The following is a 22,486-nucleotide window of genomic DNA, read 5'->3' on the forward strand; positions in this document are numbered from 1 at the left end:
GGTAGTATGAGTAAGATAGCGAAGCAAGACGTTGCGCGTCTTATCGAGTTAGTCGGTGGCAAAGAGAATATTGCGAGTGTCAGCCATTGTCTGACTCGACTGCGTTTTGTATTGAATGATACGGAACAAGCGAACAAAGCAGAATTGGAGAAGCTTAAGCTGGTAAAAGGCTGCTTTACTAACGCAGGTCAATTTCAAGTGGTTATTGGCACCGAGGTTGATGAGGTGTACGCCCTTCTTATTGAGCAAACCGGTAAAGATGCATCATCAAAAGATGAGGCGAAACTAGCGGCTCGCCAGAACATGAACTTCCTTGAGCGTGGTATCTCCCATTTAGCCGAAATTTTCGTACCACTGCTACCTGCCATTATTACGGGTGGTTTGATTCTTGGTTTCCGTAATGTGATTGGCGACATTCGCATGTTCGACGGCAAAACCTTGGTTGAGATAAGCCAATTCTGGGCTACCGTTCATTCTTTCTTGTGGTTGATTGGCGAAGCGATCTTCTTCTTCCTACCGGTTGGTGTGTGTTGGGCAACGGTTAAGAAACTCGGCGGAACCCCTATTTTGGGTATCACGCTCGGTGTGACCTTGGTTTCCCCACAATTGATGAACGCTTACATGATAGGTAAATCGGTACCTGAGGTGTGGGACTTTGGTTTGTTCGTGATTGAGAAAGTCGGTTATCAAGCTCAGGTGATCCCTGCGATGTTAGCGGGCGTGGCTCTGGCTTTCATTGAGACCAACCTTAAGCGCATTGTACCCTCTTATCTGTACCTAGTTGTCGTGCCATTTGTCTCGATCATCTTGTCTGTGATTCTGGCTCACGCCTTTATTGGCCCATTCGGTCGTATGTTGGGTGATGGTGTGGCATTCGCTGCCAAAGTGGCAATGACAGGTGACTTCGCGGTTCTTGGTTCAGTGGTCTTTGGCTTCCTATACGCACCTTTGGTTATTACGGGTATTCACCACACAACCAACGCTGTGGACTTACAACTGATGCAAGACTTAGGTGGCACACCAATCTGGCCTTTGATTGCGCTATCAAACATTGCACAAGCTTCAGCGGTTGTCGGCATCATCATTTTGAGTAAGCGCGAAGGCGAACGAGACATCTCGGTACCTGCGGCAATCTCTGCGTACTTAGGTGTGACGGAACCAGCGATGTACGGCATCAACCTTAAATACAAATTCCCAATGCTGAGCGCAATGATCGGCAGTGCCGCAGCGGCTGCAATCTGTGGTAGTGCAGGTGTGATGGCGAATGGTATCGGTGTTGGTGGCTTGCCGGGCATCTTATCGATTCAACCTCAATATTGGTCGATTTACTTAGTCGCGATGCTGGTGGCGGTTGTACTGCCGATAACGCTGACATTGTTCTTCTATAAACGAGCACAGATGAAAGACGAACTAGAAACCGCCAACGCGTAATGCATTTAACAAGCGATGACTCAAGTGAGTCATCGCTTTTTCCCTTAGTTATAGCTTTTTCTTTTAGTTATAACGGCTATTCGACCATGTAAGCATGGTGATTTTTTATTTTATATTTTCTGGTAAGTGAGTGTTAGAGATGGCGATGACTGAACATGATGAAAGCTGGTGGAAAACCGCGACCATCTATCAAATCTACCCAAAGAGCTTTTGTGACAGTGGCAGCAAAGGTACTGGCGATATCAAAGGGATCATTTCGAAACTGGATTACCTTAAACATTTGAGTGTCGATGCGATTTGGCTAACCCCAGTTTACGCGTCACCTATGATCGACAATGGTTACGATATCTCCGACTACTACGCGATTAACCCTCAATTCGGCACCATGGAAGACTTCGACCTGTTACTGTCTGAAGCCCACCAACGTGGCATCCGTATCGTGATGGATATCGTAGTCAACCATACTTCAACCGAGCATGCATGGTTTCAGTCTGCATTGGGCGACAAAAACAGTCCGTACCGCGATTACTACATCTGGAAAGACCCTGTGAACGGCCAAGCACCAACCAACTGGCAGTCGAAGTTTGGTGGTAATGCATGGGAGATAGATGAGGCCACTGGGCAATATTTCCTGCACTTATTTGCAAAAGAACAGGCCGACCTTAACTGGGAGAATCCGGTTGTACGTGAAGAAGTGAAAGATGTTATTAGCTTCTGGGCTGAGAAGGGTGTCGATGGTTTCCGTCTAGATGTAATCAACCTGATTTCAAAGCAGCAAGATTTCCCTAATGATGATATCGGTGATGGTCGCTGTTTCTATACCGATGGCCCACGAGTGCACGAATACCTGAAAGAAATCAGCGAAGCAGTATTCCAGAAATACGGTAGTGTGACGGTTGGTGAGATGTCTTCAACTACGTTGGAACATTGTCAGCAGTACTCAAACATTGATAATAGCGAGTTATCGATGGTGTTTAACTTCCACCACCTTAAGGTTGATTACACTAATGGTGAGAAGTGGACCAATGCGCCCTTCGATTTCTTACAGCTCAAGTCAATCTTTAACCACTGGCAAACTGGCTTGAACGGAAAAGGTTGGGGTGCACTATTCTGGTGTAACCACGACCAACCAAGAGTCGTGAGCCGCTTAGGTAACGACCAGCAATATCGCGTTGAGTCGGCTAAAATGTTGGCTGCTTCTGTGCACATGATGCAAGGTACACCTTATATCTATCAAGGTGAAGAGATTGGCATGACCAACCCAGGTTACACCGACATTAGTCAGTATCGTGATGTAGAGAGTACCAACATGTACGACATCATGGTTAACCGTGATGGTGTGGCTCATCAAGATATGATGGCGATCTTAGCGCAGAAATCTCGTGATAACTCTCGTACACCAATGCAATGGAACAGTGAGCCTTACGCCGGATTCTCACAAGCTCAACCATGGCTAGATGTTGCGAATAACTACACTGAGATCAACGCTGAACAAGCGCTCGAAGATAAAGACTCTGTTTTCTATTTCTACAAGGCTTTGATTGAGTTACGTAAACAAGTACCGGTGATTACTCATGGTAGCTATCAAGACCTTATGCCTGAGCACCCATCCATTTTTGCGTATGTTCGTGAGAGTGAAGGGCAAACTCTACTGTGTATTAACAACTATTATGGTAAAGAGGCTGAATGCGTTTTACCTGAACGTTTTGAGATGGCGAAGGCTAAGAGCTTGTTGTCTAATTATCAAGTGAGCGAGAGTTTAGTGGCGTCTCATCACCAAGTACTACGACCTTACGAGACTCGTATTCTCTTGATTGAAGATTAACCTTGTTTCTATTTCTATAAGCCTAGTTCTATTCCCCTTAAGAATTAGGCCTCTACAAAGGCTTTGGAGTGCTTCCCAAGGCCTTTTTGTTTTACTGATGTATGGATTAATCGTGCCTCGAGTTTGCTTGCGAAAAACTTGCGTATCGAGTGCCAGTAACGACAGAGCAGGTAATGAACGCTAAGACGCGTAATTCACCGAGTAGCGAGTTGGTTTGTGGTTCATTGCCAATACGATGTTCAATACTGCGGTGCCTAATACAGATACGGCAATCACCCAAGGTGATACAAAGAAGAAGGATGCAAACAGAATACAGGCATCAATGGCCATTTGGGTTTTGCCTACTGAGATACCGTAGCGATCTTGAATGAACAGACACAATACGTTGAAGCCACCCAAGCTTGAGCGATGACGGAATAGGATTAGCATACCTAAGCCCATTAGTAAGCCACCAGCAACAGCACAGTAGATTTCGTTATGAACTTCTAGTGAGATAACTAGGTATAAATGATCGGCAAAAACAGACACTAAAGCGCCAGCAATTGCACTGCTAATGGCAAAGCTACGACCAAATCGTTTCCAAGCTAATAAATAGAATGGACAGTTGGCAACAAAGTACAAAATACCAAAGGTTACAGGTAAGAATTGACTCAAAAGCAGAGCCAAGCCAGTAGTACCACCGGTAAGCAGATTTGCTGACTGTAAAAAGAAGACGCCTAACGCCACTAAAAACGTGCCAGTAAGAATGGCTACCCAATCTTCTTTACGTGAGTGTTTTTCCATCGTTTTTATAATTACCTAACCAATAAAGGCGTGCATAGTAGAGAAAAACCTTAGCTTTCGGTAGCTTGAGGTGCAAAATTAAGGTAAACCTATGTAATCTGCGTTTTACAGGGTGTAAAGCGTAAAATTGACAGTAAGCGTCATCTTTGGTTGGATAAGCTCAATAACCATGATGAATCTTATTTGTGATTATGAAAAAACTGCATGATAAAATTGCAATTAGCTCTTTATGACCTAGATCAAATTATGTAGAATGCGTCACATCAAAACGGTGACGGAAACGTTTGCTTTCGGTCGTTGTGTGGTTTTTTTGAAACTTTCAGTACAATCTGAGTCAGGAGATACAGATGCTTAAGCGTGACATGAACATTGCTGATTACGATGCGGACCTATTCGCAGCTATCCAAGAAGAAACTCTTCGTCAGGAAGAGCACATCGAACTTATCGCTTCAGAAAACTACACAAGCCCACGTGTAATGGAAGCTCAAGGTTCTCAACTTACAAACAAATACGCTGAAGGCTACCCTGGTAAGCGTTACTACGGTGGTTGTGAGTTCGTAGATAAAGTTGAAACTCTAGCAATCGAACGTGCATGTGAACTGTTTGGCGCTCAATACGCGAACGTACAACCTCACTCAGGTTCTCAAGCAAACAACGCTGTATACATGGCACTACTGAATGCTGGCGATACTGTTCTAGGTATGAGCCTAGCGCACGGTGGTCACCTAACTCACGGTTCTCCAGTAAACTTCTCTGGTAAGCTTTACAACATCATCCCTTACGGTATCGATGAAGCAGGTCAAATCGATTACGAAGAGATGGAAGCGCTAGCTATCGAGCACAAACCTAAGATGATCATCGGTGGTTTCTCAGCTTACTCTCAAGTTTGTGATTGGGCGCGCATGCGTGAAATCGCTGACAAAGTAGGTGCTTACTTCTTCGTAGATATGGCGCACGTTGCTGGCCTTATCGCTGCAGGTGTTTACCCTAACCCAGTTCCACACGCTCACGTTGTTACAACAACAACGCACAAAACGCTTGCTGGTCCTCGTGGTGGTCTTATCCTTTCTAACGAAGGCGAAGATCTTTACAAGAAACTAAACTCAGCAGTATTCCCAGGTGGCCAAGGTGGCCCTCTAATGCACGTTATCGCTGGTAAAGCAGTAGCGTTCAAAGAAGCTCTAGAACCAGAGTTTAAAGAATACCAAGCTCGCGTAGTGGCTAACGCAAAAGCAATGGTTGCTGAATTCCTAGCTCGCGGTTACAACATCGTTTCAGGTTCTACAGAGAACCACCTGTTCCTAGTTGATCTAATCGACAAAGACATCACAGGTAAAGAAGCAGATGCAGCACTAGGTTCAGCTAACATCACAGTTAACAAGAACTCAGTACCAAACGATCCACGTAGCCCGTTCGTTACTTCTGGTATCCGTATCGGTTCTCCTTCTATCACTCGTCGCGGTTTCTCAGAAGCAGACGCGAAAGAGCTAGCAGGTTGGATGTGTGACATCCTAGATAACATGGGTGATGAGTCTGTTATCGAAGCAACTAAAGCGAAAGTACTAAATATCTGTAAGCGTCTACCTGTTTACGCATAATTTTTCTGCGTAGTAATTTGAACTTCGTTGTCGAGCATGCTCACTTACATCCGTAAGCTCCGCGTGCTCTCCTAGAATTTCAAACGACTACTTTGAAAAGTACTTTTAAAGGGGCTCATTGAGTCCCTTTTTGTTTTAGGGAAAGGTGCTGAAAACTCCGTGCCTTTTCCTTGAACTAAATCTATTTGATTGAAACATACGATTTGAAGGGCTCCTGTATTGGGGCCTTTTTTGTATCTGTAGGTATGAGATTTAGGTTATCTGAGAATACAGAAAGGCAGGTACTAAAAAGGGTTAATGCTTTCACATCAACCCTTTATTGCTTTATCGCTTTCTTGTGTAGCTTCTACTTTTTAATGCTAAGTAGGGTGCCTGACTTACACTTGAAAGAGTAGTAGTGACGGCTTTCGTTGAATTTACCTAAGCCTTCGCCATCACAATAGTCGATGTTGATATCGCGCATAATTTCTAGCGTATCTTCACTGTTTAAGGCAAATTTAGAGCCGTCAGAGCAGACGATACGTACTCTTTCATCATGGCTTACAGAGTAGATATCGACTTCAGTATTACACAGCTCAAAAGAGGCTTCACGGAAGTTGTCTTGTTGAGTATTTGAAGCACAACCTGCGGTAAATACGGCTGCGATAACGGCTAAAAGTCCGAGTCTTTTCATTGTTAGTCCTTCGATATCATCGAATTTGGTGATGAGTTTTATATGCTGTTTGGAGTAGCCTATACAACAACACGCTTTGATTCAAGGAGTGTTGGCTGACTCTAGGATATAAAAGTATAGGTACAAACAGATAATTTATAATAAGTTTATTCGTGTTTAGCCTGCCCTAGAAACAAAAAGACCAACACAGAGGTTGGTCTTTAAAATTTAAGTTTGTTCTAAATGATTATCGAAACTGTTTTGCTTCAGGAAGAAACTCAAAACCGGCAGACGCAAGTTTTGCAGTCAATGCCGCTTTGTCGATTTCATAGAAGTTGACTACTCGATCCAAGTCACCGCCGAAATCGTCACGCAGTTTCATGTTGACGATGCTCATCAACATCACAGGATCCATCTTTTCAAAGTTAGCGAGGTTCATATTAGTCCTCGAAATCTGAGATCAGTAGATTCGCTGCGGCAAATGCAGCACGATCTCTTGCTTCTTTAGGAAGAGATTCATCTGCAGCAAGGTCGTTCAATGTTTTTACCGCGCAGGTGATCGCTTTAGGGATATAGCCTTGGTCGCCACTGCCAATTTGAGAATACAGTTCACGCACCAAATCACAACAATCGTATACTTTCATTTTTATACCTAACCAAATGATAACTGATCTCAATATACACATAGAGATAAGCAAAAACAAAGTGGATCTGACTAAGTTCCGAGTTAGTTTGTTCTTGCTCAATATCTCATTCTGTTGATGCTCAATGTATCACTTTGCTAACTTGTTACTTAGCGTGATATTTACTGATTCGCCTGATAATTACCGCTTAACTAGAGATCTGCTGTTCAAGCTGATAAGTGACCTCATCAGCTAAGTTGAGCTGCTTTGCTAACTCTTTGAGGTAAGCCTTCTCCATAAAGTTCTGCTCATCCGCTACAATCAAAGAGGCTAAGTAGATCTCACTCGCTTGTTGAGGTGACGTTGCTAATTGAGCAATTTCGCTTGGATCGAGTGGCTTGTGCAATTCTTCAGACACCAATTTAGTCAGCTGATAATCGGCGCCCATGTTCTCGACGGCTTGTTCAATCTTAGCCATCTCTTCTTCATCAACATGCCCGTCAGCTTTGGACGCAGCAATCATTGATCTTAGAATCAGTACGCTATGGTTTGAATCGGTCTCATCAAATTGAGCTTGTTCGGAATTCGGTGCTTGGCCTTGTTTAGACTGATAGTCGTTATAGACCTTGTAAGCGAGTGCGCCAAGTGCCGCAGCGCCACCAATACCAGCGGCTTTCTTACCCATTTTATTGGTTTTCTTAGAGCCCATTAACGCACCTAAGAGTCCGCCGCCCACTGCGCCAGCGCCGAAGGCTCCGAGCGTGCTTTTGTTGATATTCTTACCACTGCCGCCTTGAGTTAGGCCACTTAAACTTGAAGAGCCTTGGGAAAGCTTCTGAGTACCTTGTTTTACGAGATCTGACTTAAGTGCTTGGTTAAGTAAGCTTTTGATATCCATCGATACCTCCAATGTAATCGTGTCTAAAGAGTTGATGAACCAATATACGGATTTAAAGATGAACAGGGGATTAACTTACGTTATTTACTCTGGTGATAAATAGAAGGGAGTTTGAAGAGAAACGACAGGCACAAAAAAGGCCACCTAATGGCAGCCTTTCAATGTATATCTAGCGAGTAATCGGATTACTAAGCTAGTTGAGCTGTAAGGTGCTCGATAACCGTGTCCATAGCGATTGCTTCTTTATCACCAGTACGACGGTTTTTGTATTCGAAGTTACCTTCGTCCATGCTGCGATCACCGATAACGATAGTGTGAGGGATACCCACTAGCTCGATATCTTTAAACATAACACCTGGGCGCTCTTTACGGTCATCAAATAGTACTTCGATTCCCATAGCCGTTAATTCAGCGTATAGCTTCTCAGCGGCTTCTTTAACGCGCTCAGATTTGTGCATGTTCATTGGTACGATAGCAACTTGGAATGGTGCTAGTGCGTCTGGCCAAGTGATACCGAATTTATCGTGGTTTTGCTCGATAGCAGATGCAACAACACGTGAAACACCGATACCGTAACAACCCATTTCTAGGATTACGCTCTTACCATCAGGACCAAGCACGTTACAGTTCATTGCTTTAGAGTAAGTATTACCTAGTTGGAAGATGTGACCAACTTCGATACCGCGCTTAAGTTGGATGGTACCTTGACCACATGGGCTTAGGTCGCCTTCAACTACGTTACGTAGGTCTTCAACTTGAGCAAGCTCAACGTCACGACCCCAGTTAATACCGAAGTAGTGCTTACCGTCTACGTTTGCACCAGCACCGAAGTCGCTCATTACAGCAACAGAGCGGTCAACGATGAATGGTAGCTCTAGACCAACAGGGCCAAGTGAACCAGGACCTGCACCAACAAGTGCACGGATTTCTTCTTCAGAAGCCATCTCTAGTGGAGCAGCAACCTGTGGAAGGTTCTCTGCTTTCACTTCGTTAAGCTCGTGGTCGCCACGGATGATTAGCGCGATGATGTCTGCATTTACTTCATCAGAAGCTTTAACGAATAGAGTCTTAACGGTCTTCTCGATTGCTAGACCGTGTTGCTCTACAAGTTCTGCGATTGTTTTTGCGTTTGGCGTATCAACCAGTTCCATCTCTTGAGTTGGCGCTGCCGCTTCAGTCGTTGGAGCAAGTGCTTCTGCTTTCTCGATGTTCGCTGCGTAATCAGATTCTGAAGAGAATGCGATTAGGTCTTCGCCGCTTTCAGCAAGAACGTGGAATTCTTGAGAGCCGCTGCCACCGATTGCGCCAGAGTCTGCCAATACTGGACGGTACTCAAGACCCATGCGGTCGAATGCTTTACAGTAAGCATCGTGCATCGCTTGGTAAGACTTTTCTAAGCCTTCTTTATCGATATCAAAGCTGTACGCATCCATCATAGAGAATTCACGAGCACGCATTACGCCAAAACGAGGGCGGCGTTCATCACGGAATTTAGTCTGGATTTGGTACAGGTTTAGAGGTAGCTGTTTGTAAGAGCTGATCTCGTTACGTACTAGGCTCGTTACCACTTCTTCTGCTGTTGGGCTAAGAACAAATGGACGAGAATGACGGTCTGTGAAACGAAGTAGCTCAGGACCCATCTTTTCAGAACGGCCAGTCTCTTCCCAAAGCTCAAACGGTTGAACTACGGGCATCAAGATTTCAACGGCACCTGCATTATCGATCTCTTGGCGAACGATATTTTCGACTTTACGCAGTACACGTAGACCAGTAGGTAGCCAAGTATATAAACCTGAAGCTAGCTTACGGATCATACCTGCACGTAGCATCAGCTGGTGGCTGATAACTTCTGCGTCGTTTGGAGTCTCTTTCAGAGTAGAAAGAAGGTAGTTACTGGTACGCATTCTATGGTATCCGTTTCATCATTGATAAAAGAAAACTTGCTGTCGTTCGTGACCACAGCAAATCTGATATAGCCGCATATAATATCAGCCTATTTGGGATCTCAAAAGCGTTCAATGTCAGTTACATTGATGAAAAGCGTTTCAACCACGAATTTCACGTTAAGATCGAACAAATTTACCGCATATTCCTTATTGTCAGGCTTACCTTTCTTATAGGCAGGGCGAGGATCTTGGCCTAATACTTCTTTGATCACCTGAATGATATGGCGTGCTTGTGGGTGGTTTGCGAGCTTACTTTGGGCTTGCTGCGAGAAGTTCACATCTAGCACTTCAGGTTCATCGGCGGCAAACCCTCCTAGTGCATCGGGAATTGAATCCGAGTAGGGGATATAAGGTTTGATGTCGATGATCGGTGTGCCGTCAACGAGATCAACACTGCCCAAGTCCAACCAAGTTTGTCCCTTTTCTTGAGATACACCTTTGAGCTCAACCGCGGACATACCCACTCCATTCGGTCTGAATGTGGCACGAGACGCGAATACACCAATACGTTCGTTCCCGCCAAGGCGAGGTGGCCTCACGGTTGGTTTCCATCCTGCTTCAAGGTTCTTATCGAACAAAAACAACAACCACACATGACTAAATTGTTCAATATCACGAACAGACTCAAGGCAGTTCGCTGCTTCAACTAGCCTGACTCTTGAGGTAGAAGTGGGTACTAACCTAGGCTGTCTTGGCACAGCTAACTTCTCTTTATAAGGAGACTCAATAAAGCCAACAGGTTCAATGGTGTACATAGCAAGGTGTTCTCTGGTTTCAGTTAAGACGGAAAAATATCATAAAATCACTTGTTTTTCTTTTGATAATAATTATCATTTGATATGTTATAACATATCAAGTTAGTTATTTAAGGGAAATACAATGAAACCGAATATCCACCCTGATTACCGCCCCGTGGTTTTTCATGACACCAGTGTCGATGAGTACTTCTTAATCGGATCAACATTGAAAACAGATCGCACTATCGAATGGGAAGACGGAAATACTTATCCTTACTTCACGATTGAGGTGTCGTCAAAGTCGCATCCTTTCTATACGGGTAAACAGCGAGTGCTACATAAAGAGGGACGCGTTGCGAACTTCACTCGTCGTTTTGGTCAATTAGGTAAGGGAGCGAAATAGAATGAAAGTTGTGAAATCACTGAAAAGTGCGAAAAGCCGTCACCCAGATTGCCAAATAGTAAAGCGTAGAGGTCGTCTCTATGTCATCTGTAAATCCAACCCGAGATTCAAAGCGGTTCAAAAATAGTCAGTCAATTTGATGTGACATGAGTGTAAAAACGAGGGGAAAGTCAAACTTCATTCATTTGTCTGTTTTGCTTTTCCTTCGAGAGGAACTTTGCAGGAGAGTATGTGCTCACTTAGCGTACGTTGTTTCTTATTTGTCACTTTATCAATAGCTTACAAGCGCAAGCATAAACCGAATGAATGAATCAATACCAATTATAAACCTAACTTTTATACTTTAATCGGAGTTATTTGCTGATTTTTTGTTTTTATTAAGTTAAAAAGAATGGTTTGTTACACACTTTGTAACATTTACGATTTCTAATTGACCCTTTTGTCGAGTAATCTGCGCGGGCAATTTAAACATCTTTGTCACAATTGCACAGGAATCACTACAAGGAGGGAACTGATGAGTTCATCAGCTTCAATAAAAAACAATTCGCCTAAAAAACCTATTTTTACTCGCTTTTTAGATGGCGTTGAATATTTGGGGAACCTATTACCCCACCCAATCACTCTTTTCGCAATCTTCTGCTTAGCAATCCTCGTTACTTCAGGTATTGCTGGTTACTTCGAAGTGTCTGTTATGGACCCTCGACCAGAAGGTGCTAAAGGTCGTGCTGCTGACGGCATGATCCACGTTGTAAGTCTGCTTAACGCAGAAGGTCTACAACTTATTGTGACTAACTTAGTTAAGAACTTTGTTGGTTTTGCTCCACTAGGTACTGTACTTGTTGCTATGCTTGGTGTAGCGATTGCTGAACACTCAGGTCTACTATCTGCTGCAATGCGTGGCATGGTAATGGGTGCTTCTAAGCGCATGGTTACAGTAACGGTTGTGTTTGCAGGTATTATCTCTAACACAGCATCAGAGCTTGGCTATGTGGTACTTATTCCACTAGCAGCAATGCTTTTCCATTCTTTAGGTCGTCACCCTCTTGCTGGTCTTGCTGCGGCATTCGCTGGTGTGTCAGGTGGTTACTCTGCAAACCTACTTATCGGTACGGTTGACCCACTGCTTTCTGGTATTACAGAAACAGCGGCACAGATGATTGACCCGTCTTACACGGTTGGTCCTGAGTCAAACTGGTACTTCATGTTTGTTTCTACTTTCTTCATCGCGATTACAGGTGCATTTGTAACTGAGAAGATTGTTGAACCTAAGTTGGGTAAATACAACGACGAAGAAGCTTCTGAAGATTTATCAAATGATTCGATGGGCAGACTGACGGATGTTGAGAAGAAAGGTCTAAAACTAGCAGGTATTGCTGTATTGGCTGTTTCTGCACTTCTAGCGTGGACTATCGTTCCAGCTGACGGTGTTCTACGTTCAGCGTCTGGTACGGTTTCGGGTTCTCCATTCCTGAAGAGTATTGTTGCGTTTATCTTTGTATTCTTCGCTATTCCTGGTTTTGTTTACGGTAAAGTTACCGGTTCAATGAAGAACGATCGTGACGTGATCAATGCGATGGCAACGTCTATGTCTTCAATGGGCATGTACATTGTTCTTGTATTCTTTGCTGCACAGTTTGTTGCTTTCTTTAAGTGGACTAACTTTGGTCAAGTAATCGCTGTTGGTGGCGCTAGCTTCTTACAAGATATCGGTCTTACTGGCCCAATGTTGTTCTTTGCATTTATCCTAATGTGTGGCTTCATTAACCTAATGATCGGTTCGGCTTCTGCTCAGTGGGCAGTAACAGCACCTATCTTTGTACCTATGCTAATGCTTGTTGGTTACGCACCAGAAACGATTCAAGCAGCTTACCGTATCGGTGATTCAACGACGAACATCATTACACCAATGATGAGCTACTTCGGTCTTATTCTTGCTGTAGCGACGCGTTACATGAAGAACCTTGGTATCGGTACTCTGATTGCTACAATGCTTCCATACTCAATCTGCTTTATGTTCGGTTGGAGCATCTTGTTCTACCTATGGGTGTTCGTATTTGGTCTTCCAGTAGGCCCAGGTGCAGCAACGTTCTACACGCCGTAGTAACGTTAGTACAAGTCATATTGTTAGATTTTAAAGCCTGCCTTGTGCAGGTTTTTTTTGATCGAAATTATGGTGTACCAATCACGGAAAGTGATCTGAAAGAGTGTAGAAAATTGGGATGATTTAAAAAGAAGAGATGGTGGCAAGATGGATCATCAATACTCCGTTAAAGTAACACTTAGTATCAAGTGTTAAGTAACAAGAACGGAGTATGTCGACAAACATATCTACAGGTTCACGGTTATGGCTATGAACGAATATCAATGTTTCTTAATGATTAGCGCTTTGCTAGCAGGCGATCAAGGTGATTCGCGAACTCACGACGATCGGTCTGTGAGAGGGCGCTTGGTCCACCCGTTTGGATGCCGCTTGAACGCATGGTATCCATAAAGTCACGAATGTTCAGGCGCGCTTTGATGGTTTCTTTGGTGTAGAGCTCGCCACGAGAGCTAAGTGCTTGACCACCTTTGGTGATCACTTCATCGGCGAGAGGGATATCGGATGTAATCACGAGATCACCGGGTTCAGTGCGTTTTACGATTTCATCATCTGCAATATCAAATCCGCTTGGGACTTGAATTGAGTGAATGTTATTACGCTTGGGAACGGGAACCAAATGGTTCGCGACAAAGGTACATTCGACCCCTGTGCGCTCAGCTGCGCGTACGATTGTTTCTCGGATAACCTTGGGACAAGCGTCCGCATCAACCCATATTTTCATAGTGTTCTATTTCTCTGTTAGCTTATTGCTCAGTTAACTTATTGTTCCGTTAACTTGGCTTCTAGCGTGGCAACGCGGGTGGTAAGTTCAAGGATTTGCTTTTCCAGTTGGCTAACACGATCGAGTGCTGGCTCTTCTTGTGTCGCGACTTCAACTTTAGGAACGCGATTCGCGCTTTTCCAGCTCTTGATGGTTGTGATTAAAGCGGGCATCGGAACCGATGTACTCATACGAGCTTTAACTAAAGCAACTGTAGGCTCTTTCCCTTGTGCTTGCAGTCCTTCAAGCACTGATTTCAACTCTTCAGACACATCTTTTGTCAGCATGTTGACCTCCATTTTTAGTCTCCAGCCATTTTACTCGCTCTGGTGAGTGATAGCGAATCATAAAACCGCCCATAGCTTGTGAGAGATCTCTTACAAAGGTTGTGAGATAACACGAATACATCGCTAGAGAGATTGAGGTGCATATGATTAAGTGGTTGATTTTTTGTTGTTTTATATAATTAACAACTTTTATGAATTCAAAGTGTGATGCAAATCTATTGTCCCAAATCGTAAATCGCGTAAATTAAGCCTTGTCGGAAGGATTCTGACACGGAACAGGAAAGCACCAAGGATTTGGTTATCTTCAGGATGAAGATTTGGTTACTTAGGATTGAGTAGTCAAGCATGGAGCGTAAGGACATTGTAGGGATACAGTCAGTTAACAGGAAGTTAGCTGCAACGGAATGACAATGGACACCTTTAGGATTTAAAGGGTTGGATTAGCATCAGGACGATGTAAAGGACACCGCTCACGGAACAAGTGATGTGCGCTAACTAGGATTGTTAGCTTTCAGGATGATTGGACACCGCTAGGACGGCGAAGTAAAGGAAAGAGCTGAAGGATTACAGCCACTATTATGGATGATGCATGGAGCATTTATTAGTAGCCGGACTGCTGCGAGTAAGACCCTAGCCCTGACACTTCGGTGTCGGGGCTTTTCTTTATCTGAGACTTTTCTTCTATCTAGGGGGCTCTTTAATTCAGGAGCTTTTATCTAAGATCGCGACATCTGCTTTTCTGCTAATGGTCAACACAAGGAGTGTTTTATGACGATAGCAACCTCAAGAACGCTGTTGGTACCTTATACCGAACAGCTACAACACGACTTTATCAAGTTGAATTGCTGCCCCGTTAATCGTTCTGAAATGAATGGGCCGCACTCTATTGCCTCTGCGAAGTTCTTATTTCAAGAGATACTGCAAGACAACGTCGGCTTCTGCCGCGCTATCATCCACAACCAAACCCGTGAATATCTTGGGCATGTCTTTATTTCATCAGAAGAGGGTAGGCATGAGCTTGGCTTTATTTTGGATAAAGAGTATTGGAATCGCGGCTTTGCTAGTGAGGTGCTAAAACCATTTTTAAGTTTGGTGTGTTTTGAAGAGCGCCTAACGAATGTTGTTGCGACTGTGAATGTCGGCCACAACCCATCGATTAAGTTATTAGAAAAACTAGGATTTGAATTTAAGGAAACCAAACAAGATTCGTTTGGCCCTTATCATGAATATAGCTATAACGCGCACTGCGACGTTACATTCTATGAGGCTGTAGCTCGAACCGCATAGAGCGGAAGCCGACCATGGTCAGTTTTCCTTGGTACAGGTCATCACCTAATGCCGAAAATTCAAAATGGTACACAGTATGCCAGCGCCAAATGGTCGTGAGTTCATGGCGCATCTTAAGTTTATGACCGTTGAAGGCAACGCTTAATAGCTGCAAGTCGAGCTCTTTACACTTTCTCGCAATGGCAGCTTTCGCAAGCTCGGATTGCCTGCGCTGCTGCCAAAACAGAAAACAAAAGAAGCACAGCATCAAAATAGCCAATAAGTTATCTATCATTTAATCCATACTTCCTTTTAATCACTCTATTCCAATCGTAATTTGAGCTTGTGTTAACGAGCTACAGATCTAGCTCGCTTTTGAGTTAGTCGTCAGTCAATTATTGAGACTTAGCCGCTTGTTGTAACTCAATCAATGCATTTGCGAGTTCTGGTGATGGGTTCGAATTCAACAACGGCAAAAATACCATTCTTAGTGTCGGAATCATCACTAAATCTGCAAATAACTGATTGAACAGGTTTTGGTTGCCTGTTTGTGCGAGACGTAACAAGAATTGCTCGGCAATCGCTGGATCTTGTAGTGCGTGCCAGCTGCGACCCGCTAAACCAATTAACACCTCTTGGTGGCTTAAGCGTGGACTAGCGAGAACTTGGTTAATGATGTTATTCGCGATTCCTTGTTCTGCACCGGAAAGGGCACGAACCAAAGCTGACAGTAAGAACAGATCCGGCTCTTGACTGTTAATCTCATTGTCTGCCATTTCTTGTAAGCGTTGAGCGAGCTTATCATTGATTTGTGTATGCTCAAGCGCACCTAACGTCGCGTATAGCGGCTCTGATGGCAGTTTATTCAATGCTTTGCGAATAGCGACACCGTTTTGCTGACTGCCTAAGCGAGCACACATATCGGTGATGCCTTGAAGACCAACGGTTTTCCAGTTGTCCCAACCTAGATCGCCAGTGAAGTAGTGTTGAGCGTGTTCGTAATATTGGCTCGTCGCGAGGTCTAAACCTGCTCTTACTTGGCTATGGAATACGGCCATTTTGTCTTCAGAAGGCTTGAAGGTATATGGGTTGTTTGACAGCTTTTGTTGTTGCTCTTCGCTGATATCACCGTTCAAACGTGTGCCCATCGCTTCGATAACAAACTTAAGAAAATTACCCACATCCCCTCGATGCAGTAAGCCTCTTTCATCGAGTTTGAATTTTAGGAACCAGATCCAAGGTTGCTTGTGTTCGTTCCAGTAGCTGATCGCTAAGTGAGCTTGTTTCTGAAGTGGAAACGGGTATGGCTGTTTCCCCTGCTCAACGTCAGAGAATAGGGTATTGTCGATCTTCTGGATACGACGACCTAGGTCGTAGATATCGTATTGGCAACCGCTATTCTTTAGCAACTGAGTGAGCGTGTGAATGGTTTCCATAGTAATAAAGCTCCTAACTTTCTTTCCTAAATAGATGGTACTCTATGCCCCAATTTCAAGGTCACTAGATAAATAACTTGGTGAAAAATGACAGCAGCCACAAAGTTACCTCTTTTACTTCAACAATTAGAACAACAAATGCGCCAATGTTCGCTATGGAGTGAACTTCCGCCTTCGAATGAAGCTTTGGCGAGCGTTGAGCCTTTTGCGATTGACTCGCTACAGCCAGAAGAGTGGTTGCAGTGGATCTTTATCGTAAAGATCAACGCAATGATGGATGCCCAAATGAGCCTACCGAAAGGCTTTGCGATTCATCCTTATTTTGGTGAAGTGTGGAAAAATGAGGCAGACAAAGCTGAACTGCTAGTGACGATTCAGAGCATTGATGAGGTATGCGCGTAATGTTAGAGATCATTTATCAAGATGAGTATTTTGTCGCGGTGAATAAGCCTGCGGGTATGCTAGTGCATCGCTCATGGTTGGATAAACACGAGACTCAGTTTGTGATGCAGACTCTGCGCGACCAAATTGGTCAGCACGTATTTCCTCTGCATCGCTTAGACCGTCCAACGTCTGGCGTATTGGTGTTTGCTCTGTCGAGTGAAGTTGCCTCTGAGGTGATGCCGATGTTCGCCAACCACGAGATGCAAAAAACCTATCATGCGATTGTGCGTGGGTGGATAGAAGAGGGCGATACGCTCGATTACGCACTCAAGGTCGAGTTGGATAAGATCGCCGACAAGTTCGCGAAAGAAGATAAAGAACCACAAGAAGCCGTCACTGTTTACGAGCCGTTAGCGAAAGTCGAAGTGCCGTATTCAACAGGCCGTTTTCCTACCAGTCGTTATTGCTTAGTTGAGATGATGCCAAAGACAGGACGTAAACATCAGCTGCGTCGTCACATGGCTCATTTAAGACACCCAATCGTGGGCGATACTTCACATGGTGATGGTAAGCATAACCGACTGTTCCGTGATGATTTAGACTCACACCGTCTGTTGCTGCATGCTTCTGAATTGCGCTTCATTCATCCTTTCACTAAAGAAGAATTGGTGATGAAGGCGAACTTAGATGAAACGTGGTTAAGGTTGTTTGAAACTTTTGAGTGGGATGCCCACTTAATCGATGCTCAAACTTGCTTGTCGAAGTAAGTCACGCGTGTTTAAGCAATCACGAGTCTAATTGAATAGAGAAAATAGAATAAAAACAAAGGGATGATAGTGATATCAGCCCTTTTTGATGTCTGTGCGACCTTAACGACATAACTAATGTAGGTTAGTTATTAGCTAACAGTTAATCGCGGGATCATTTAAGTTTTTCTAGATCGGCTTCGATCTCTGCGATCTTGCTTGATACCACTTTTTCTAGATGGCGCAAGTCAGTAAGGATCTTCTGCTTCACATCCACCTCAGCCGTTGGCGTCGGTTTGGTGATCTTGTTGAGTTCATCAATCACAAGAGTGAGGTTGCGGTTAATCTCGGTCACTTCTTTGTATTGATTATTGCCGCCGCTAACAAGCACACTTTTTACTTGTCGCGGGTACTTAAACTTAACGCTTTTCGCGAACAGTTCACCTTTCTGCTTACGAAAGTAAATCTTCAGGATATCTTTGTGCGCTTCTTGGCGAAGGGAGTAACGTTCAATCTGTTTAGGTTCGTGGATACCTAAGCCAGTGAGGTTTGGATACATAAGCGACCTCTAGGTTATGAATGTAATACTTTTATGTAATTGACTTGATCAATGTAGCAGCCTAACGACGAGCTAGATAGTTGATATCTGTGAATTGATTGTAAGTTGTGGACAAGATCGCTCTCTATCTTTGCCCACACTTATTTGGCTATTAAAGCAGCTCCAAGAGCTAAACTTGTTTCCTAGTCACAACTTACTTCTAGCTCTAAATTAGCTTTCTAAGGTGCGAGTTCTGAAACGTGTTCGGTTAATCTTTCTCTTAAGGCTTGTTCTTGTTCTTCAGACAACCTTCCTCCCGCGTCACTGGTCAGAATAAACAAATCTTCTGCACGTTCGCCGATGGTGGTAATTTTAGCGCCGTGCAAATTGATGTCTAACTCAGCAAAGGTTGCGCCGACTTGAGCCAACAACCCCGGTGTATCAAGAGCTCTCAACTCCATCAAAGTGCGCTTCTTGCTCTTAGTTGGTAGGAACTCAACCCGAGTTTTTACCTTGAAATGCTGCAGGTTTCGAGGCGTGCGACGTGTCTTAATCTTAGTTGGACGGCCATCAGCTAGAACATGAGTTAGATGTTTCGCAACGGCTTTGTGTCTTGCTTCATCAATCGCTTCACCATGCTGATCAAGTACGATAAAGGTATCCAAAACGTGACCATCTTTACTGACCATGACCTGTGCGTCGTGAACGTTAAAGTTACGTCTGTCGAGCTCGGCAACAACGGTTGCGAAAAGTGCCGCTTGGTCTTTACAGTATACGAATACCTCTGTACCACCTCGTGTTGCTTTTTTGCTGATAAGTACTAAAGGTTGGCTCGGATCTTCTAAGCGAAGTAGGTGCTCACAGTGCCAAGCAATTTGAGTGTGTGTATGACGCAAAAAATAGTCAGCTTTAAAACGCTGCCACAACACTTCAATTTCACGAGCGGAGAAACCTTCTTTACGCAGCAGTGCAGATGCCATTTGTTGATTGTGACGAATACGGTCTCTGACATCGACTGGGTTTTCCAAGCCGCGACGCAGTGCTCGCTGCGTAGAATGGAATAGCTCTGCGAGTAGGGTACGTTTCCAGCTGTTCCACAGCTCTGGATTGGTTGCACAGATATCAGCGACAGTTAAGCAAACCAGCAGCTCAAGTGACTCTTCATCGCGAACTTTTTTGGCGAATTCGGTAATCACATCCGGATCGTAGATATCACGGCGCTGAGCGGTCACTGACATTAACAGGTGGTTTTGTACTAGCCACGCAACTTGTTTGGCTTCAGGCTTCGATAGCCCATGCTCAATACAGAAAGAGTAAGCTTCAACAGCACCGATCTCGGAGTGGTCTCCACCACGGCCTTTTCCGATGTCGTGGAAGATAGCGGCGAGGATCAGGAGTTCTTTTTTCTGAACTCGAGGGTACACTTCACAACAAATTGGGTGTTTGTCGTGGTTCTCTACTTGGCTAAAGCGGTTGATGTGCTTGAGCAGGCGAATACTGTGTTCATCCACGGTGTAAACGTGGAACAGATCAAACTGCATTTGGCCGACAATTTGGCTCCATTGCGGTAAGTACGCCGATAGCACGCCCAGTTTATGCATCAAGCTAAAAGCTTTGTGCAGTGCGTTGGGGTGGCGAACTAAATCCATGAACTTGTCACGAGCTTCAGGAATGGTATGCAGGAAGCGGTTCAATCGGCGACGCGCCGTTCGCAGTTGTCGTAATGTTGGGGGGCTTACCCCTTCGATCGTCGAGTCATTCGCGATATGGATAAACATATCGAGAATCGTTTCTGGTCGTGCTTGGAATAGGGCTGGCTTACGCGCTTCGATTAATGAACCTCGACGTTGGAAGTCATTGTCGAGAATCTCGGCTTCTTGTGTTTGACCACCGTTAATGATTGCTTGGTCAAACAGCTTAAGCAGCATTTTGTTGAGCTCTGCTACACGACGAAGTGTTCGGTAGAACTCCTTCATCATCATTTCTACGCCGCGATTGCCCTCACCAGTGTAACCAAGGTGTTCGGCTACTTGAGCCTGATGCGCAAAGGTAAGACGATTGTCGTAGCGGCGCAGTTCAATATGCAATGCAAAGCGAACGCGCCATAAGAAGTCTTGGCACTCCACGAGTTCACGATATTCAGCATCGGTAAGAAAGCCATACTTGCTCATTTCTAACAAAGAAGTCGCACCGAAGTGGCGACGTGCTACCCAACTCAGAGTGTGGATGTCTCTGAGCCCGCCCGGAGTTGATTTGATATCCGGCTCTAGATTGTAAGTCGTGTCGTGATAACGAGCGTGACGCTCTCTCTGTTCTTGAATCTTCGCCTTGTAGAAGGTCTCACTTGGCCAAAATGAATCGGAATGAATCTTTAGCTTTAACTCTTGAAAGGTGTCTTCGCTTCCGCATAGTAAACGTGACTCTTGTAAGTTGGTCGCAACGGTTAAATCATCGATGCCAATCTCAAGACACTCGGCAATGGTACGCACTGCGTGGCCGACTTCTAGCTTCAAATCCCACAATAGGGTGATGAATTGACTGACTTTCTCACCTAGTGCTGGTGGCAGAGTTTTTTGCGAGACGATGAGAATATCAATGTCGGATAAAGGGTGTAGTTCACTACGGCCATAGCCGCCTACTGCGACCAGTGCGATATGTGGCAGTTTGCTAAATCCGAAATGTTCCCATAAACGATTGAGAAGCAAATCCATGTATTCGGAGCGCAGCAGAACCAAATCGGTAACTGGATGATGATTTAGAAATTCGCTCTTTTGATACTGCGTGAAGATTTCGAGCTGATTTTTTAATTCGCAGATTTCAAGTTGTTCGTCATTGAACGTAATAGGGCATTGATAAGGCATAGTCTGCTATCCGTGCAAGCAAATGAGAATAGTAAACAATTTAACAGAAGCTGATGCAAAATCGAAATTGAGCGGATAAAAAAATATCCTCGGCAATGCGAGGATATTTTCAAAAGTCTGAGGTGTTCAGTTTGTTGAACTAAGCGTTCTTCATAATACGTGGAATCGTATCATCGCTGCGTAGTGTTAGTACTTCACAACCTGTATCAGTCACAACTAATGTGTGTTCCCACTGAGCCGAGTTCTTGCTGTCAGCTGTGTATACTGTCCAGCTATCTTCGTCATCTAGACGGCAACCAAATTTACCAGCATTGATCATTGGCTCGATTGTGAAACACATGCCTGCTTTTAGCACTGTGCGATCGCTGTTTTTGTAGTGAACGACTTGTGGATCTTCGTGGAACTCAGAACCAATGCCGTGACCACAGTAATCTTTTACAATAGAGAACTTAGCGCGTGGGTTATTCTTGTTGTTTGTCTTGATGTACTTCTCGATAGCAGTACCAACTTGGCCAAGTTGAACGCCTGGTTTAACCTGACGCATGCCTTCATAAAGTGCTTCTTGAGCAACCATGCATAGACGTTTGTTTGCTGGTGAAACTTCACCCACAAGGAACATTTTAGATGTGTCACCATGGTAACCCTGCGGACGAGTGCTTAGGTCTGCATTTTCGTCATCAGGAACAATCACAGTGATGTCAACGTTTAGAATATCGCCATCTTTCAATACTGCAGGTTTGAATTGACCTGTGCTACCAGTCTCATCTTGTGATGCTGGAATACCATGACACACGATGTGGTTGATAGACGTACAGATAGACTTAGGGAAACCGTGGTAATCAAGTGGTGCTGAGTATGCGCCTCTCTCTAGAGCGTACTCGTGACAGATTTGGTTAAGCTCTTCTGTCGTTGTACCCACTTGGATGTGAGGTTCAATCATCTCTAAAATTTCAGAAGCCAGCTTGCCGGCGACGCGCATTTTTTCAATTTCTTCAGCAGTTTTAATTTTTACAGCCATTGCATATCTCTTAATTTGGTAGCACCTAAGTGTGCATATTGGGGCTATTCTATCAGTGCAGCATTTTAGCGCAACATTCCCATATCCATACAATGCTGGTGGATACTACTTAACTTAAGCCGATATTGCTCTGTAAGACGATGCTGAATCGATTTGATTAGGCCGCGATTTATCGGTGAAATCCGCTAATAGG

General features: G+C 44.3%; 23 protein-coding genes. 9 read left to right on the forward strand and 14 right to left on the reverse strand.

The annotated features are described in order from the left end of the window. Window positions 1–6 precede the first annotated feature (6 nt). Together treB and treC are read left to right on the forward strand one after the other, a co-directional pair. The gene (treB, locus tag AB4180_RS05500) at window positions 7–1,431 is read left to right on the forward strand and encodes a PTS trehalose transporter subunit IIBC (protein ID WP_102249097.1); all 1,425 of its coding nucleotides are present in this window, start codon (window positions 7–9) and stop codon (window positions 1,429–1,431) included. 139 nt (window positions 1,432–1,570) lie between these two features. After that, window positions 1,571–3,256 (forward strand): alpha,alpha-phosphotrehalase, encoded by a 1,686-nt coding sequence (gene treC / locus AB4180_RS05505; protein WP_102249096.1) that lies wholly within the window; start codon window positions 1,571–1,573, stop codon window positions 3,254–3,256. Window positions 3,257–3,436: 180 nt separating this feature from the next. Here treC and AB4180_RS05510 read toward each other — a convergent pair whose 3' ends face one another. Next, window positions 3,437–4,039, reverse strand: a complete 603-nt coding sequence (locus AB4180_RS05510) for a YitT family protein (protein ID WP_102249095.1) — start codon at window positions 4,037–4,039, stop codon at window positions 3,437–3,439. Window positions 4,040–4,386: 347 nt separating this feature from the next. On the opposite strand from AB4180_RS05510, the gene glyA reads away from it, so the two are divergent. Continuing rightward, window positions 4,387–5,637 carry a serine hydroxymethyltransferase gene (gene glyA, locus AB4180_RS05515; RefSeq protein ID WP_009847439.1) on the forward strand — a complete coding sequence of 417 codons (1,251 nt, stop codon included), beginning with the start codon at window positions 4,387–4,389 and terminating at the stop codon, window positions 5,635–5,637. Window positions 5,638–5,983: 346 nt separating this feature from the next. Here the strand turns inward: glyA and AB4180_RS05520 are convergent, their stop codons facing one another. The 6 genes from AB4180_RS05520 to tsaA form a co-directional block, all read right to left on the reverse strand. Next, window positions 5,984–6,310 (reverse strand): hypothetical protein, encoded by a 327-nt coding sequence (locus AB4180_RS05520; protein ID WP_009847438.1) that lies wholly within the window; start codon window positions 6,308–6,310, stop codon window positions 5,984–5,986. A gap of 226 nt (window positions 6,311–6,536) precedes the next feature. After that, window positions 6,537–6,728, reverse strand: coding sequence for a DUF4250 domain-containing protein (locus AB4180_RS05525; RefSeq protein WP_009847437.1), 192 nt, complete (start codon window positions 6,726–6,728; stop codon window positions 6,537–6,539). Window position 6,729: 1 nt separating this feature from the next. After that, window positions 6,730–6,933, reverse strand: coding sequence for a YaeP family protein (locus tag AB4180_RS05530; RefSeq protein WP_009847436.1), 204 nt, complete (start codon window positions 6,931–6,933; stop codon window positions 6,730–6,732). Window positions 6,934–7,120: 187 nt separating this feature from the next. Then, window positions 7,121–7,810 (reverse strand): tellurite resistance TerB family protein, encoded by a 690-nt coding sequence (locus AB4180_RS05535; protein ID WP_009847435.1) that lies wholly within the window; start codon window positions 7,808–7,810, stop codon window positions 7,121–7,123. A gap of 188 nt (window positions 7,811–7,998) precedes the next feature. Then, entirely contained in the window at window positions 7,999–9,714 is a 1,716-nt protein-coding gene (locus AB4180_RS05540; RefSeq protein ID WP_017096804.1) for a proline--tRNA ligase, read from the reverse strand. 101 nt (window positions 9,715–9,815) lie between these two features. Then, window positions 9,816–10,511, reverse strand: a complete 696-nt coding sequence (gene tsaA, locus AB4180_RS05545; RefSeq protein WP_102249094.1) for a tRNA (N6-threonylcarbamoyladenosine(37)-N6)-methyltransferase TrmO — start codon at window positions 10,509–10,511, stop codon at window positions 9,816–9,818. 124 nt (window positions 10,512–10,635) lie between these two features. Here tsaA and AB4180_RS05550 point away from each other — a divergent pair, with 124 nt between their 5' ends. The 3 genes from AB4180_RS05550 to AB4180_RS05560 all read left to right on the forward strand — a co-directional run bounded on the left by AB4180_RS05550 (window position 10,636) and on the right by AB4180_RS05560 (window position 12,997). Further along, the gene (locus AB4180_RS05550) at window positions 10,636–10,896 is read left to right on the forward strand and encodes a type B 50S ribosomal protein L31 (RefSeq protein WP_009847432.1); all 261 of its coding nucleotides are present in this window, start codon (window positions 10,636–10,638) and stop codon (window positions 10,894–10,896) included. A gap of 1 nt (window position 10,897) precedes the next feature. Next, window positions 10,898–11,023, forward strand: coding sequence for a type B 50S ribosomal protein L36 (gene ykgO / locus AB4180_RS05555; RefSeq protein ID WP_009847431.1), 126 nt, complete (start codon window positions 10,898–10,900; stop codon window positions 11,021–11,023). A gap of 387 nt (window positions 11,024–11,410) precedes the next feature. Continuing rightward, window positions 11,411–12,997, forward strand: a complete 1,587-nt coding sequence (locus AB4180_RS05560; RefSeq protein WP_009847430.1) for an AbgT family transporter — start codon at window positions 11,411–11,413, stop codon at window positions 12,995–12,997. Between the two features lie 277 nt (window positions 12,998–13,274). Here the strand turns inward: AB4180_RS05560 and AB4180_RS05565 are convergent, their stop codons facing one another. Both AB4180_RS05565 and AB4180_RS05570 read right to left on the reverse strand, forming a co-directional pair. After that, window positions 13,275–13,718: a YaiI/YqxD family protein gene (locus tag AB4180_RS05565; protein ID WP_009847429.1), complete on the reverse strand. Its 444-nt coding sequence runs from the start codon at window positions 13,716–13,718 to the stop codon at window positions 13,275–13,277. Window positions 13,719–13,756: 38 nt separating this feature from the next. Further along, window positions 13,757–14,044: a hypothetical protein gene (locus tag AB4180_RS05570; protein ID WP_009847428.1), complete on the reverse strand. Its 288-nt coding sequence runs from the start codon at window positions 14,042–14,044 to the stop codon at window positions 13,757–13,759. Between the two features lie 768 nt (window positions 14,045–14,812). Here AB4180_RS05570 and AB4180_RS05575 point away from each other — a divergent pair. After that, window positions 14,813–15,331 carry a GNAT family N-acetyltransferase gene (locus tag AB4180_RS05575; RefSeq protein WP_102249093.1) on the forward strand — a complete coding sequence of 173 codons (519 nt, stop codon included), beginning with the start codon at window positions 14,813–14,815 and terminating at the stop codon, window positions 15,329–15,331. Here AB4180_RS05575 and AB4180_RS05580 read toward each other — a convergent pair. Both AB4180_RS05580 and AB4180_RS05585 read right to left on the reverse strand, forming a co-directional pair. Beyond that, window positions 15,297–15,605 carry a DUF3301 domain-containing protein gene (locus AB4180_RS05580; RefSeq protein ID WP_017100783.1) on the reverse strand — a complete coding sequence of 103 codons (309 nt, stop codon included), beginning with the start codon at window positions 15,603–15,605 and terminating at the stop codon, window positions 15,297–15,299. The two genes, AB4180_RS05575 and AB4180_RS05580, sit on opposite strands and share 35 nt — an antisense overlap. A 100-nt stretch (window positions 15,606–15,705) precedes the next feature. Further along, a complete protein-coding gene (locus AB4180_RS05585; RefSeq protein ID WP_102249092.1) occupies window positions 15,706–16,746 on the reverse strand; it encodes a DUF3549 family protein in 1,041 nt (346 codons plus the stop codon). Window positions 16,747–16,833: 87 nt separating this feature from the next. Here AB4180_RS05585 and AB4180_RS05590 point away from each other — a divergent pair, with 87 nt between their 5' ends. Together AB4180_RS05590 and truC are read left to right on the forward strand one after the other, a co-directional pair. After that, window positions 16,834–17,148 carry a YqcC family protein gene (locus AB4180_RS05590; RefSeq protein WP_102249091.1) on the forward strand — a complete coding sequence of 105 codons (315 nt, stop codon included), beginning with the start codon at window positions 16,834–16,836 and terminating at the stop codon, window positions 17,146–17,148. Next, the gene (truC, locus tag AB4180_RS05595; protein ID WP_029223042.1) at window positions 17,148–17,897 is read left to right on the forward strand and encodes a tRNA pseudouridine(65) synthase TruC; all 750 of its coding nucleotides are present in this window, start codon (window positions 17,148–17,150) and stop codon (window positions 17,895–17,897) included. The genes AB4180_RS05590 and truC overlap by 1 nt, the downstream gene beginning before the upstream one ends. Window positions 17,898–18,051: 154 nt before the next feature. On the opposite strand, the gene AB4180_RS05600 is transcribed toward truC, so the two are convergent. The 3 genes from AB4180_RS05600 to map all read right to left on the reverse strand — a co-directional run bounded on the left by AB4180_RS05600 (window position 18,052) and on the right by map (window position 22,293). Next, window positions 18,052–18,435, reverse strand: a complete 384-nt coding sequence (locus AB4180_RS05600; RefSeq protein ID WP_004734354.1) for a DUF3461 family protein — start codon at window positions 18,433–18,435, stop codon at window positions 18,052–18,054. A gap of 218 nt (window positions 18,436–18,653) precedes the next feature. After that, complete coding sequence (glnD, locus tag AB4180_RS05605) at window positions 18,654–21,275, reverse strand: bifunctional uridylyltransferase/uridylyl-removing protein GlnD (RefSeq protein WP_102249090.1); 2,622 nt, start codon at window positions 21,273–21,275, stop codon at window positions 18,654–18,656. Between the two features lie 139 nt (window positions 21,276–21,414). Continuing rightward, window positions 21,415–22,293 carry a type I methionyl aminopeptidase gene (gene map / locus AB4180_RS05610; RefSeq protein ID WP_012604605.1) on the reverse strand — a complete coding sequence of 293 codons (879 nt, stop codon included), beginning with the start codon at window positions 22,291–22,293 and terminating at the stop codon, window positions 21,415–21,417. Between the last annotated feature and the right edge of the window lie 193 nt (window positions 22,294–22,486).

The sequence above is a fragment of the Vibrio sp. 10N.286.49.C3 genome (assembly GCF_041469545.1).
Lineage (GTDB): Bacteria > Pseudomonadota > Gammaproteobacteria > Enterobacterales > Vibrionaceae > Vibrio > Vibrio tasmaniensis_A.